This window comes from Agathobaculum butyriciproducens, assembly GCA_003096535.1.
Lineage (GTDB): Bacteria > Bacillota > Clostridia > Oscillospirales > Butyricicoccaceae > Agathobaculum > Agathobaculum butyriciproducens.
The window spans coordinates 60,749-72,959 of sequence record QEKJ01000012.1 but is presented as its reverse complement, the minus strand read 5'-3'; the positions used below and the strand labels follow the sequence as shown (position 1 = coordinate 72,959).

Here is a 12,211-nt window from a genome sequence, read left to right as displayed (position 1 = left end):
TCGCCCGGCTTGACGGAAAGCTGCATGTTTTTCAGAGCCACTACGCCCGGAAAACGCTTGGTCGCGTTTTTCAGTTCTACTACGTATTCACTCATTTGCATATCACCTTTTCTTCTCCGAGATGAAGTGCGGGACAAAGTAAACTGTTCTCGGTTCAGTTCCCTAAGGAAAAGCCTGCCCAGTGCAAGCTCTTTACCATTTCTTGTCCGCGGGAGCATGTTTGAAAAGAGAACCCCTGCAGAGATTGAAATCGAGCAGGGGTTTCTTCTCGTTCACTTAAATGCTGGAACTAATGGAAAACCACAAGCGTGTGGGATGGATTGCTTAGCCGATGTAGCCCTTCAGCTTATCCAGGCGCTCCTGAGCGTTATCCTTGGTGACAACGGAGCAGCCGGAGTCGATGAACTTCTCCAGGGTCTCACCGTTAACAGCCTTTACAGCAGCCTCAACTGCCTTGTAGCCCATGTCGTATGCTTCCTGAGCAACGGACATGGTCTCCTCACCAGCGAGGATAGCGTTGCAAGCGGACTGAATGCCGTCGAAGCCAACGAAGATGGTCTTCGCGTAAGCAGCGTTGCCCTTTGCAGCACGAGCAGCAGCCATAGCCATATCGTCGTTGTTGCAGACGATGATAGCGACGCCTTCCGGATGGTTCTGCATGATTGCTTCCATCGAGGTAGCAGCCTTATCAGCAACAGCGTCAGCGTACTGGATCTCGTCCTTCAGGAACTCGCCGCCAGCCTCGGTAACGCCCTTCTCATAACCGGTCAGACGTGCGGTAGCAGTGCCGTCGCCCTGTACGCCGGAAATTGCGATTGCCTGAACCTTATCCCAGCCAGCAGCCTTAGCAGCCTCTACGGCAGCCTTGCCGCCTTCTGCAGCAGCATCCTCGTTGCCGGTACCTACGAAGGACAGAACCTCAGGTGCATCGATGTTGGTATCAACTGCAACGATCGGTGCGGTCTGGCCAGCGATCAGGGTCTTAACGAGGTCAGCCTGCAGCGGAGCGATAACGAATGCATCGTATGCGCCGGAGTTCAGGTCGGTCTCGATCATATTCTGCTGCTCGTCGTAAGCGGTCTCGGAGGTAGCGCCCTTAACCTCAACCTTTACGTCCGGGTTGTCCTTGGAGTAAGCCTCAGCACCAGCCTTAACGTAGCTCCAGTACTCGGAAGCAGTCGTCTTCAGGATAACGTCAACAGAGCAGCCGGAAGTGGTGCCAGCCTTAGCGCCGCCATCCTTCTGGGTGTCGCCGCCAGCCGGGGTAGAAGAACCGCCGCCGCAAGCTGCAAGGCTTGCAACCATAGCGCCAGTCATCAGCATAGCAAGTAATCTCTTCTTCATGATAAAAACCTCTCTCCTTTTTCATGCGGAGCAAACAGACTCTCAGGTTGTCTGCTCTGCGGTCGGTTCCCACTGCTGTGGGACTTAGGAACGCTCCAACGTTCTGGTAATATTTTAATGCAATAATACCGTTTTGGCAACCCTTCGTTGTTATTTTTGTAAGAGGTGGTGATTTTCGCATGTTTCGTTTTGTGCACATTCACAAATTCCTGCTTTGACAATCGAAAACCAGACGCTGTGCATTGTGCATTTTTATTTTTCTTACGGCATTTTTCCTATAAAATCATGGGAATTTCATGGTCGTTTTGGGCATATTTTGGAGACATCTCTTGCCAGCAAAGGTTACAATGTGGTAAAATTACCGTATCCTAATGAGAGAAGGAATATGACAATGAAGCTTGCTATCAAAACCTGCACGCTGGATATGCCCTATGAGCAGATGCTCGACTTCTGCGTGGAGCAGAAAATTGCCGCCATTGAAATCGGCACCGGCAACTGGTCGGGTGCGCCGCACTGTGACCTCGACCTTCTGGTAAGCGACAAGACCGCCCGCGAAAAATGGTATGATGCCATGCGTGAGAAGGGTCTGGAGCTGTGCGCGCTCAACTGCTCAGGCAACCCGCTCGCGTATGAAAAGGACATGGATGTAACAAAGAAAACCTTTGAGCTGGCGCATCAGCTCGGAGTAAAGAAGATCGTTATGATGAGCGGTCTGCCGGTCGGCTGCGAGGGCGATAAAACGCCGGTGTGGATCACGACCTCGTGGCCGCCCGAGACGCAGGACATTCTGGATTACCAGTGGAATCAGGTTGCGATTCCCGCATGGAAAAAGCTCGTTAAGCTGGCAGAAGATTGCGGAATCGAGCGGATTGCGCTCGAAAACCACGGTATGCAGCTAGTTTACAACCCGGAAACGCTGCTCCGTCTGCGTGAGGCTGTCGGCCCGATGATCGGCATGAACCTTGATCCGTCCCACCTGTTCTGGATGGGCGGCGATCCGATCGAAGCAGCCCGTGTGCTCGGTGAGCACGGTGCAATTTACCATATCCACGGCAAGGATTCACGGCCGGAGCGCCGCTACTGGCAGCCAAACGGCATGCTGGATACCAAGCCGATCGACGCATTTGCCCGCCGCTCGTGGAACTATGTTGCCGTCGGCGCGGGACACGATGCCAAGTGGTGGAAGGAGTTTTTCTCGGTTGTCCGCATGTCGGGCTACAACGATGAGATTTCCCTTGAAATGGAAGATTTGACGCTCTCCATGCTCGACGGTCATCTCGCCAGCCTGCAGGTGCTGCGCGAAGCGCTCAATATTGGTTAAGGCAACACCGCACAATTAAAGCGGCGGTGCTTTGCGGCAATTTTGTGTCCTGACTTTGTTGCAGTTTCACGGTAATACATCAAGTATTACCGCAAAACTGTGCCTCGTCAGTACGCAAAATTCACTCGCAAATCACTCTTGTTCAATTATGCGGTATTGCCTCAAATCTTATATCTATAATAACAGGTGCTGTAATTTCAACTTACAGCACCTGTTTTCTTTATTATATTAAGTCTCAGCGTTCCTTAAGAGAAATATAAGGCTCCGCAGGCTGCACGCAGCGGTACGCCGGACGGATGATCTTATCCGTGTTGATCAGCTCCTCCAGGCGATGCGCGCTCCAGCCGACGATACGTGCCATGGCGAACACCGGCGTGTACAATTCCGGCGGCAACCCCAGCATAGAATACACAAAACCTGAGTAAAAATCAACATTTGCAGACACGCCCTTATAGATGTGGCGTTCCTGCGCGATAACCTTGGGCGCCATCTCCTCGACCATGGTGTACAGCGCGAAATCCGCGTCTCTGCCCTTCTCGTGCGCCAGCTGACCGACGAAGGATTTGAACACCTGCGCACGCGGATCCGATATCGAGTACACAGCGTGGCCCATGCCATAGATGAGTCCCTTCTGGTCAAATGCCTCACGGCGCAGCAGCTTGACAAGATAGTCCGCGACTGCCTGCTCATCCGTGGTATCCGACACGTTTTTCTTCATATCCTCGAACATCTGCACGACCTTGTAGTTCGCTCCGCCGTGTTTCGGGCCTTTCAGCGAACCGAGCGCCGCTGCAATAGCCGAATAGGTATCCGTGCCGGAGGACGTGACGACATGTGTTGTGAACGACGAGTTATTGCCGCCGCCGTGCTCCATGTGCAGCACAAGCGCCAGATCGAGCACGCTTGCCTCAAGCGGCGTGTACTGCATATCCGGGCGCAGCATGCGCAGGAAGTTGGAGGCGGTGGAAAGGCTGTCCGACGGGTAGTGAATGTACATGCTGCCGCCGCACTCGTAGTGATTGTAGGCGTGATAGGAATACACCGCCAGCATCGGAAAGACCGAAATCAGCATCAGGCACTGCCGCAGCACGTTGGGCAGGCTGATATCATCCGCGTTGCTGTCGTAGGATGCCAGCGTGAGCACACTGCGCGACAGGCTGTTCATCATGTCGCGGGTCGGTGCTTTCATGATGACATCGCGGGTGAAATTGGTCGGCAGCGTGCGGCCCTGTGCCAGCAGCGCCTTGAAGTCGCCCAGCCGCTTTGCATCCGGCAGCTCGCCGAACAGGAGCAGGTACGCAGCTTCCTCGTAGCCCTTGCGGCCGTCCCGAACAAAGCCCTGCACCAGATCCTGAATGCGAATGCCGCGATAGTACAGCTCGCCCTCACAGGGCACGATTTCGCCGCCTATCTCCTTGCGGGAGATAATGTCCGAAATGTTGGTCAGACCGGCCAGTACGCCCTGTCCATTGATGTCGCGCAGACCGCGCTTGACATCGTACTTGCGGTACAGCGCCGGATCAATGCGGCTGTTCGAGCGGCAGAGCGCCGCCAGCGCTTCCACGCGCGGCGTGACCTGTAAAATATCGTGTTCCGGTGTCATGATGATTCCTCCCTTTGACTGCATTGTGTGATATATTTATTGTATCAGAATCCACTCGCGTTTACATGACATTTTTTGCACAGTTCCGTTAACAATTCGTGAATTTTTTCGCACATTTCAGCAGTTACACAGGATATGCCCACCAATTTGATAAATTTATGCACAAAAAGGCACAATGAGTTTCTCATTGTGCCTCAGCTTGTCGAAAAAGCAATATTCGATTTTTATGCTTCGTGCGGCAGCACGCATTCAATCGAATTTGCTTTGCAAATTCATAAATTCCGGGAGCATGTATCTCGGAATTTATACAAGGGAAGAAAAAATGTGTCCGTAGGACGCGGTTTTTCTTCGAGATTCGCTCGAAAGCGTGGTTTCGAGCGAGAGGCTGTTCGGAAAACGAAGTTTTTCGACAGCCTCAGGCACAATGAGTTTCTCATTGTGCCTTTTGGAACTCTGCAATTTTTGTTTAGCGGATAACCATGCGGATCAGCGGATAAAGTTCATCATCGTGCGCGGGTGGCTCTCCGGCGGCTCGATTCCGGCCTTGTCGATCACCTTGAGCATCCATGCGATATTGCGGCCCAGCTTTTCGATGACCTCAACGCCCTCGATATCCTGCACAGCCTCGCCCTTGTCTGCGCCGTGTACGGCGTTCCAGTAGTCCGAGGTGACAAGCACCATCTCCATGGTGTTGATCGTGCCGAGCAGCTGCTGGTAGGTCTCCATGCCACCCGAACGGCGCAGCGTACACAGCGCCGCACCGACCTTGTGCTTCAGCTGATTATCGCCGCAGCCTGCCGCCAGAATCAGACGGTCGAGCACGCACTTCATACCGCCCGCAATGCCGCCGTGGTACACCGGAGACGCGAGCACGATGCCGTCCGCCTCAATGCACTTGGCGATGATTTCATTTACACCGTCGTCGTCCTGCACGCAGCGCAGCGTGCCGTTGTCCAGGCAGTGATAGCACGCCATGCACGGATGCACCTTCGCCCCCGGCTGACATACTTCAAACTCGATGCCCTCCTGCTCGAGCACCTTGCCGAGCACCTCGAGCATCTGTGCACAGTTGCCGTCCTTACGCGGCGAGCCGTTGATTGCTACAACTTTCATATCCTTTTCCTCCGTGTTTTCTCTATTTTCAGTGCGCGTCCGCACTGTTTTTGACGAATATTGGACTTATAAATGCTTTTCGTTCTCCAGCCGGTACAGCCGCATCACGACCAGCGTATGATTCAGCTGCGGCCCCATCAGCAGGATCATGCTGACGATATACAGCCACAGCATCAGTACGATAATCGCCGCCAGAGAGCCGTACAGCACAGAATACCGCGCCATATTGTCCACATAGAACGAAAATCCAAGCGAGACCAGAATCCACGCTACCAGCGAGAACAGCGCCCCCGGCCACACCTCACGGAACCTAAGGTGCAGATTGGGCACGACCTTGTTGAACAGCATGAGGAACACGAAAATAAACGCGATCATCACCCAGAAGCTGGCATCGTGCAGTCCGTCCATCACAGCCGGCGGCACCGGCAGATATTTCGGTACAACGCGGATGATGGTTCGTCCGGCGACAACGAGCACAAAGCTGCACACAACCGAAACAAGAAAACCCGCCGTAATGCCGAACGAAATGAGCACGTCCTTGACCATGCCGCGCGAGATTTCAACGTGGTAAATATCATTGACCGTGCGCATCATTGAGCGCACCGCACGGGACAGGAAATACAGCGTCAGACCCAGACCGACGATCATCGGGCTGAACGACGGCGTGCCGGTCAGCTGCTGAATATAGCCGCCTATGAGCTGCTGCAGACTTTTCGGCAGCATTTCCAGCACCGGCTGCATCCCCTCGATTGACAGGTCAAGCTGTGCGAGCATGGAGTTGACGAACATCAGCAGCGGGAACATGGAAAACAGCAGAAAATACGAAAGCTCTGCCGCAGACTGCGGAATGCCGTCATCAAAAAAGCGGTAAACCATGCGCTTGATCAGATATAGCCATCGGTTTTGACCGTTCATTGCGTCCCTCCCCTGTGTCGGTAAATTGTGCTGTACTTATCATATCAGCTTTTTATCAAATTTACAACTTGCGTTTTGGCTTCATCTATTGTATACTGATAAAAACAGAACATTTGTTCTGATTGGAGGGTGTGTCATGGCGGATCTGCGTCCGGTGACCTGCTGTTTTTCCGGCTACCGAATTGAAAAAATGCCGTTCCGGAACGAGGACTGTCCCGCTGCGCGCGAGCTGTTCGCCGCACTCGATGCTGCGGTCGCAGAGGCCGCCGCTGACGGCTGTACGCGGTTTCTCTCCGGTATGTCCACCGGCTTTGATCTGTGGGCCGCCGAAGCTGTTCTGCGCGCGCGCGCCGCACTCCCGGTGCAGCTGCTGTGTGCTGTGCCGTTCGACGGACAGGCCGATCGGTTTCCGCTCGAGTGGAAACGCCGGTTCAACCGCTGCCTGCTCGCCGCAGACAAGGTGTATGCGCTCTCGCGGAGCTATCACGCCGGGTGCTTTGCCGCGCGCAACCGGTTTATGGTGGATGCATCGTCAAGGCTCATCTGTTACTATGATGGACGGTCGGGCGGTACGGCGCAGACCGTGCATATGGCTGAGCAGAGCGGACTGAAAATTGTAAATCTCGCGGACGGACAGCTTTCGCTGCTGTAAAAAGGACTGACCGATGGGTCAGTCCTTTTGTTTTGCATTTGTTTGCGTATGTGTTCTCTGTAGAACGGCGGGATGGGTCATCCCGCCGTTTCTCTCTAAATTGCACCGATTTTACTCAGCTATACACAGCATCGTAGGGGCGCACCAATGTGTGCGCCCTAAACGAACCGCCACCTATGAAAAAGGGCGGACACATTGGTCTGCCCCTATGGTAATCTGTTCAGGTAGATTGCATCACGGCGTTGCTGTTACGAATTGCAGATTTCATCCAGCTGAGTAAGAATCTCACTGCCGTTTTTCAAATCATGCACCCAGCCGTTGCCGTTGTACACAAAATTAAGTTCACCGATATTAAGGAAGGTCGGCGTGTCATTATACACCGCGATGATTTCGTAGCTGACCTTATCCATCGAGCAGCTATGCTGCGAACGCGGAACACGTTTGGCCTGCACCTGTGTCAGCGTTTCGCGCAGAGCTGTTTGATTGACCTGCTCGGTCAGTTCGGTCATATCCGCGCCATTGACGCGCCAGATACGCACGTTCCAGAAGCCGTCCATGTCCGGCATGGGCGTGTACGGCACAAGCCAAACCGCTGCTCCGACGCACACCAGTATGCCCGCCAATGCAAATGCGATTCGTTTTTTCATGTCGGTTCCTCCCTTTTATTGTTTATCAAGCAGCGCAAGAAGTTTCTCGCTGCCGGACAGCTTATGCACCCACGGTGACATACTTTCTGTGACCTCATACGCATAACTCGGTTCACCGAGGCTGAAACATACGGTTTTATCGCCGTATACCACCTGAATCTGATAGCAGTCTTCGCTGATGCCACGATGATAACTCGGCAGACGGCGCGCTCTGATTTGCGGCAGCAGTTCGCATACGGCGTTCGTATCGACCTGCCCGGTGATGTCCTCAGCCGTATCTCCCGCATGAACATGGAGTACCAGCACGTCCACAATCTCTGCTGTATCCGGCACTGGCGTATACGATGTAAAGCACGATGCCGCTCCAACGCAAACCAAAACGGCTATCAAAACAAATACAATTCGTCGTTTCATGTCGGTTTCTCCCTTTTATTGTTTATCAAGCAGTGCGAGGCTTTCCCCTTGGGCGGCTCCAGAGGACCTTCTCTTGCCCTACGGGCAATTCACCTTGTGCCGCCCACTGCGTTGACTTTCCGATATGTGTAGCAGTACGCTATCCGAGAACTGCGAATATTTTGAGAAACAAACGCTGATGTAACCCGACTGTCGTTCTCCTTCTCGAAGCGGTCGCCGCTCTACCATTTTCGCCAGACTATCTAACAAGGGAAACGGGAGTCCCAAGAGGGTAGTACTCATTTTATCCGCGCACGGCGCGGGAAACAAGGTTTAGTGGCCTACGGGCAAACCGTAGGTGTCTACCCTTTTGGTTTCCGCGGCGAAACCGCCGCCGTTCCCCTGCTTTATCAAGCAGGAAATTTTTCCTATCGAAAAAGCAAAATCCGCCGACGCGATTGAATTTTCACGTCGGCGGATTCCTTACTTATGCAATTATGTGTGTGCTGAAATTACTTCAGGCCAGCGGTGATGATCGCCATCTGGTAAACCTCGTCAGCGTTGCAGCCGCGGGACAGATCGTTGATCGGCGCATTCAGACCCTGCAGAATCGGGCCGTAAGCAGCGTAGCCGCCCAGACGCTGAGCGATCTTGTAGCCGATGTTGCCAGCCTCGATAGACGGGAAGATGAAGGTGTTAGCCTGGCCTGCAACCGGAGAGCCCTTGCACTTGGTAGCAGCAACAACCGGGGATACAGCAGCGTCAAACTGCAGCTCGCCGTCGATCGCCAGCTCCGGGTTCATCTCCTTAGCGTACTCGGTAGCCTCGCGGGACAGAGCAACCGTGCCGCCCTTGCCGGAGCCCTTGGTGGAGAAGGACAGAACAGCAACCTTCGGGTCGATGCCGAAAGCCTTAGCGGTGTTTGCGGTCTCGATTGCAACTTCAGCCAGCTTCTGGCTGCCCTTCAGGGTTACGTTGCCTTCCTTGTCGACAGAATCCGGATAGTCGATGTTGATCGCGCAGTCGCCCATAGCCAGCTTCTCCTCTACGCCGTCCTTCTCGCGGACCAGAATAAAGCAGGAGCTTACGAGGTGTGCGCCCGGCTTGGTCTTGATCAGCTGCAGAGCCGGACGAACGGTGTCAGCGGTGGAGTAGGTAGCGCCGCCGAGCAGAGCGTCAGCCTTGCCCATCTTAACGAGCATGGTGCCGAAGTAGTTGCCCTTGGACAGTGCAGCGCGGCAGTCTTCCTCGCTCATCTTGCCCTTACGGAGCTCTACCATCTTAGCTACCATAGCGTCCATCTCCGGGTAGGTAGCCGGGTCGATGATCTCCATGCCCTCGATATCGAAGCCGCCCTTTGCAGCAGCAGCCTTTACCTCGTCAACATTGCCGACCAGGATAGAATCCATCAGGCCGTCCTTCTTCAGGCGTGCAGCCGCTTCGAGGATACGAGCGTCCGGGCCTTCGGTGAATACGATCTTGCGCTTGTCAGCCTTGAGTGCTGCAATCAGATTTTCAAACATATTGCATTCTCCTTCGTTTTCAATCGTCTGTATGCAGTGTGACGCTGCAAACAGGCATTCTCTTGAATTTATTATACACCCTTTCCCCCTATTCCCACAAGAGGGAATTTCTGATGGACGCAAAACGCTTTCTCGGTTCCATATCACAAGGCGAACGTGAAATTTGTCGAATCTCCGGCCCATGCAAAATATTTCGTCGGTATATTTGAACGGAACCGCGGGGAAAATCCAGATAGTATCCTCATAGTGACGACCAACAGGAGGGAATTTTATGCAGACAAAAGTTGAGATCTGCGGTGTGAATACATCGGGACTGCCGGTACTCTCCGCAAAAAAGACGGACGAGCTTTTGAAAAAATCCGCTGCCGGAGACAAGCAGGCACGCGATGAGCTGATCCGCGGCAATCTGCGGCTAGTGCTCAGCGTTGTTCAGCGGTTTCAGGGCCGCGGCGAATCGCCGGACGACCTGTTTCAAGTCGGGTGCATCGGCCTGATGAAAGCCATCGACAATTTTAATACCGAACTCGGCGTGCGCTTCTCCACCTACGCCGTACCGATGATCATCGGCGAAATCCGCCGCTACCTGCGCGACAACAGTGCCATGCGAGTCTCGCGCAGCCTGCGCGACACGGCGTACCGCGCTCTGCAGGCCAAGGAGGCGTTCATCCGCGAGCACCAGCGTGAGCCGGACATCGTGGAACTGGCCAAGCTGATGGACGTGCCGAAAGAGGAGGTCGTGTTCGCGCTCGACGCGATACTCGACCCAGTGTCGCTGTTCGAGCCGGTGTTCCACGACGGCACGGACACGGTCTGCGTGATGGATCAGGTCGGTGACACCAAAAACACGGACGACAACTGGTTGGCCGGTATTGCTCTGCGGGACGCTATGCGCAGCCTGAACGACCGCGAGCGCCGTATCATCCGGCTGCGGTTCTTCGAGGGACGCACCCAGATGGAGGTGGCACGCGAAATACACCTTTCGCCAAACAAAAGGAAGGAAGATTCCGATCCTTTTCTTACTATATATAATGTACGAGCGGCAGAAAACGCGAGGATAGGTGCAAACGGTTTGCGCCTATCCCCATCTGAATATCCACACAATATTTGACGCTTCAAACAGGATATCTCATGGCTATTGATAGATTGATCTGCTCTCTTCCGAATGCAATGGCATCAAGTTAATTCGCAAGGCGCTCAACCACTTATGACAGCGGTTGAGCGTCTCAGTCTGTCCAGAACCTTTGTTATTTCAGCATTTCCCGCTTGATTTTCCCAATCCGCATATAATACCATACCAGATTGAGCGCTGCCGCACACACCCATGCTGCGCCTTCCGCAAAGAATACGCCGCTCTGCCCGATGAAGGTCGGCAGCACGAGCGCCGCGCCCATGCGCATGAGCATTTCCGCAAAGCCGGAAAGCGTCGGCACAGTCATCTCGCCCAGTCCCTGCAGTGAGGAGCGGTATGCCTGCAGCATGAACAGTGCAAACAAAAACGCCATCAGCACCATGAGATACTGATAGGCCACCGCCAGCGCCTCTGCCGCGCCCGCCTCCTCGGTCGAAAGAAACAGTCCCAGCAGCGGTTTGCCCGCAACAAGCATAGCCGTCACGATGGCGGCTGTAAATTCGGCGGACAGCACCAGTACCGCCCGAATGCCTGCATCAATGCGTGCCGCGTTTCGTGCACCAAGGTTCTGCCCCATGTAGGCTGTCATGGCATAGCCAAACGCCACCGATGCACTTTCGAGTATGCCGTACAGCTTGTTGGCCGCCGTATAGCCCGCCACGAACACTACGCCGAAGCCGTTCAGCACGGACTGCAGCACCATGCCTCCCAGTGTGATCATGCTCATCTGCAGACCGGTCGGAATGCCGAGGCGGCACAGGTGCAGCAGAATGGCAGGGTCGGTTTTCCAGTCGGCCTTTGTCAGCTGCACGAACGGCAGCCGCCACAGAGAACGCAGACAAAGCAGAAACGCAATCAACTGCGCCAGCACGGTTGCGAACGAAGCTCCGAAAATGCCCCAGCCAAAGCCCATCACAAACAGCAGGTCGAGCGCAATATTAGCAAAGCTCGCCGCGATAATCGCAAACAGCGGTGTTCTGCTGTCGCCCAGACAGCGCAGCACGGCCGCCGCCATGTTGTACGCAATGATGATGAGCGAGCCGCCGAACTGCACATATAAGTATGTCTGTGCTCCGCCGAACACTGCAGGATCGGTGTGCAGCAGTGTGAGCAGAGGTCTTACCAGCAGCAGACTGGTGATCGTCACCGCAATGCCGAACCAGCACGACAGCTTAACGATCATAGCCAGTACACGACGCAGCCGGTCGTATGCGCCCGCGCCGAACTCCTGCGCCGCGAGAATCGCAAAGCCCTGCGTAAAGCCCTGCAGTCCCCATAAAACCAGCCAGTTGATCCAATCCGCCGCACCGATGGACGCCAGCGCCTGCATGCCGACACCGCGTCCGATGATGATCGTATCCACGATAGTATACAGCTGCTGAAACACGCTGCCCAGCATCAGTGGCAGCGAAAACAGCAGAATCAGCCGTATCGGACGGCCGTGTGTCATATCGGTAACGCGCACCATATCGCACCTCCCTTGCGAAAAATCATAAAACCCAAAGCGCAGAAGGAGACGAAACTGCACTTCGGGTTTCAAAACGACGGTACCGCAGAATGCTGTTGATTTA

At 54.4% G+C, this 12,211-nt stretch carries 11 protein-coding genes; 3 read left to right on the top strand and 8 right to left on the bottom strand.

Going from position 1 to position 12,211, the window contains the following annotated elements; translation table 11 throughout:
- Positions 1–324: 324 nt before the first annotated feature.
- Positions 325–1,344, bottom strand: a complete 1,020-nt coding sequence (locus C7386_RS09495) for a sugar ABC transporter substrate-binding protein (RefSeq protein ID WP_116705394.1) — start codon at positions 1,342–1,344, stop codon at positions 325–327.
- Positions 1,345–1,729: 385 nt separating this feature from the next.
- On the opposite strand from C7386_RS09495, the gene C7386_RS09490 reads away from it, so the two are divergent.
- Positions 1,730–2,665, top strand: a complete 936-nt coding sequence (locus tag C7386_RS09490) for a sugar phosphate isomerase/epimerase family protein (RefSeq protein WP_227108662.1) — start codon at positions 1,730–1,732, stop codon at positions 2,663–2,665.
- A 235-nt stretch (positions 2,666–2,900) separates the two neighbouring features.
- Here C7386_RS09490 and C7386_RS09485 read toward each other — a convergent pair whose 3' ends face one another.
- The 3 genes from C7386_RS09485 to C7386_RS09475 all read right to left on the bottom strand — a co-directional run bounded on the left by C7386_RS09485 (position 2,901) and on the right by C7386_RS09475 (position 6,296).
- Complete coding sequence (locus tag C7386_RS09485) at positions 2,901–4,268, bottom strand: citrate/2-methylcitrate synthase (protein ID WP_116705392.1); 1,368 nt, start codon at positions 4,266–4,268, stop codon at positions 2,901–2,903.
- A 486-nt stretch (positions 4,269–4,754) separates the two neighbouring features.
- Positions 4,755–5,381, bottom strand: a complete 627-nt coding sequence (locus tag C7386_RS09480) for a flavodoxin family protein (RefSeq protein WP_116705391.1) — start codon at positions 5,379–5,381, stop codon at positions 4,755–4,757.
- A gap of 66 nt (positions 5,382–5,447) precedes the next feature.
- The gene (locus tag C7386_RS09475) at positions 5,448–6,296 is read right to left on the bottom strand and encodes a YihY/virulence factor BrkB family protein (protein ID WP_116705390.1); all 849 of its coding nucleotides are present in this window, start codon (positions 6,294–6,296) and stop codon (positions 5,448–5,450) included.
- Between the two features lie 136 nt (positions 6,297–6,432).
- On the opposite strand from C7386_RS09475, the gene C7386_RS09470 reads away from it, so the two are divergent.
- The gene (locus C7386_RS09470) at positions 6,433–6,948 is read left to right on the top strand and encodes an SLOG family protein (protein WP_110436274.1); all 516 of its coding nucleotides are present in this window, start codon (positions 6,433–6,435) and stop codon (positions 6,946–6,948) included.
- Between the two features lie 248 nt (positions 6,949–7,196).
- Here C7386_RS09470 and C7386_RS09465 read toward each other — a convergent pair whose 3' ends face one another.
- The 3 genes from C7386_RS09465 to pta all read right to left on the bottom strand — a co-directional run bounded on the left by C7386_RS09465 (position 7,197) and on the right by pta (position 9,511).
- Positions 7,197–7,595, bottom strand: a complete 399-nt coding sequence (locus C7386_RS09465) for a hypothetical protein (RefSeq protein ID WP_116705389.1) — start codon at positions 7,593–7,595, stop codon at positions 7,197–7,199.
- A 15-nt stretch (positions 7,596–7,610) separates the two neighbouring features.
- Positions 7,611–8,009 carry a hypothetical protein gene (locus C7386_RS09460; protein WP_133241595.1) on the bottom strand — a complete coding sequence of 133 codons (399 nt, stop codon included), beginning with the start codon at positions 8,007–8,009 and terminating at the stop codon, positions 7,611–7,613.
- A gap of 491 nt (positions 8,010–8,500) precedes the next feature.
- On the bottom strand, positions 8,501–9,511 hold the full coding sequence (pta, locus tag C7386_RS09455; protein ID WP_110436271.1) for a phosphate acetyltransferase: 1,011 nt from the start codon (positions 9,509–9,511) through the stop codon (positions 8,501–8,503).
- A 271-nt stretch (positions 9,512–9,782) separates the two neighbouring features.
- Between pta and sigG the strand changes: the two genes are divergently transcribed.
- Positions 9,783–10,619: an RNA polymerase sporulation sigma factor SigG gene (gene sigG / locus C7386_RS09450; RefSeq protein ID WP_110436270.1), complete on the top strand. Its 837-nt coding sequence runs from the start codon at positions 9,783–9,785 to the stop codon at positions 10,617–10,619.
- 136 nt (positions 10,620–10,755) lie between these two features.
- Here sigG and C7386_RS09445 read toward each other — a convergent pair whose 3' ends face one another.
- Positions 10,756–12,108, bottom strand: a complete 1,353-nt coding sequence (locus C7386_RS09445) for an MATE family efflux transporter (RefSeq protein ID WP_110436269.1) — start codon at positions 12,106–12,108, stop codon at positions 10,756–10,758.
- Positions 12,109–12,211: the final 103 nt, after the last annotated feature.

Bases quoted from the DNA above. Each gene is read 5' to 3' on its own strand.
- C7386_RS09480 (WP_116705391.1), bottom strand. From the start codon at position 5,381: ATGAAAGTTGTAGCAATCAACGGCTCGCCGCGTAAGGACGGCAACTGT.
- pta (WP_110436271.1), bottom strand. From the start codon at position 9,511: ATGTTTGAAAATCTGATTGCAGCACTCAAGGCTGACAAGCGCAAGATC.
- C7386_RS09485 (WP_116705392.1), bottom strand. From the start codon at position 4,268: ATGACACCGGAACACGATATTTTACAGGTCACGCCGCGCGTGGAAGCG.
- C7386_RS09445 (WP_110436269.1), bottom strand. From the start codon at position 12,108: ATGGTGCGCGTTACCGATATGACACACGGCCGTCCGATACGGCTGATT.
- C7386_RS09475 (WP_116705390.1), bottom strand. From the start codon at position 6,296: ATGAACGGTCAAAACCGATGGCTATATCTGATCAAGCGCATGGTTTAC.
- C7386_RS09490 (WP_227108662.1), top strand. From the start codon at position 1,730: ATGACAATGAAGCTTGCTATCAAAACCTGCACGCTGGATATGCCCTAT.
- C7386_RS09460 (WP_133241595.1), bottom strand. From the start codon at position 8,009: ATGAAACGACGAATTGTATTTGTTTTGATAGCCGTTTTGGTTTGCGTT.
- sigG (WP_110436270.1), top strand. From the start codon at position 9,783: ATGCAGACAAAAGTTGAGATCTGCGGTGTGAATACATCGGGACTGCCG.
- C7386_RS09465 (WP_116705389.1), bottom strand. From the start codon at position 7,595: ATGAAAAAACGAATCGCATTTGCATTGGCGGGCATACTGGTGTGCGTC.
- C7386_RS09470 (WP_110436274.1), top strand. From the start codon at position 6,433: ATGGCGGATCTGCGTCCGGTGACCTGCTGTTTTTCCGGCTACCGAATT.
- C7386_RS09495 (WP_116705394.1), bottom strand. From the start codon at position 1,344: ATGAAGAAGAGATTACTTGCTATGCTGATGACTGGCGCTATGGTTGCA.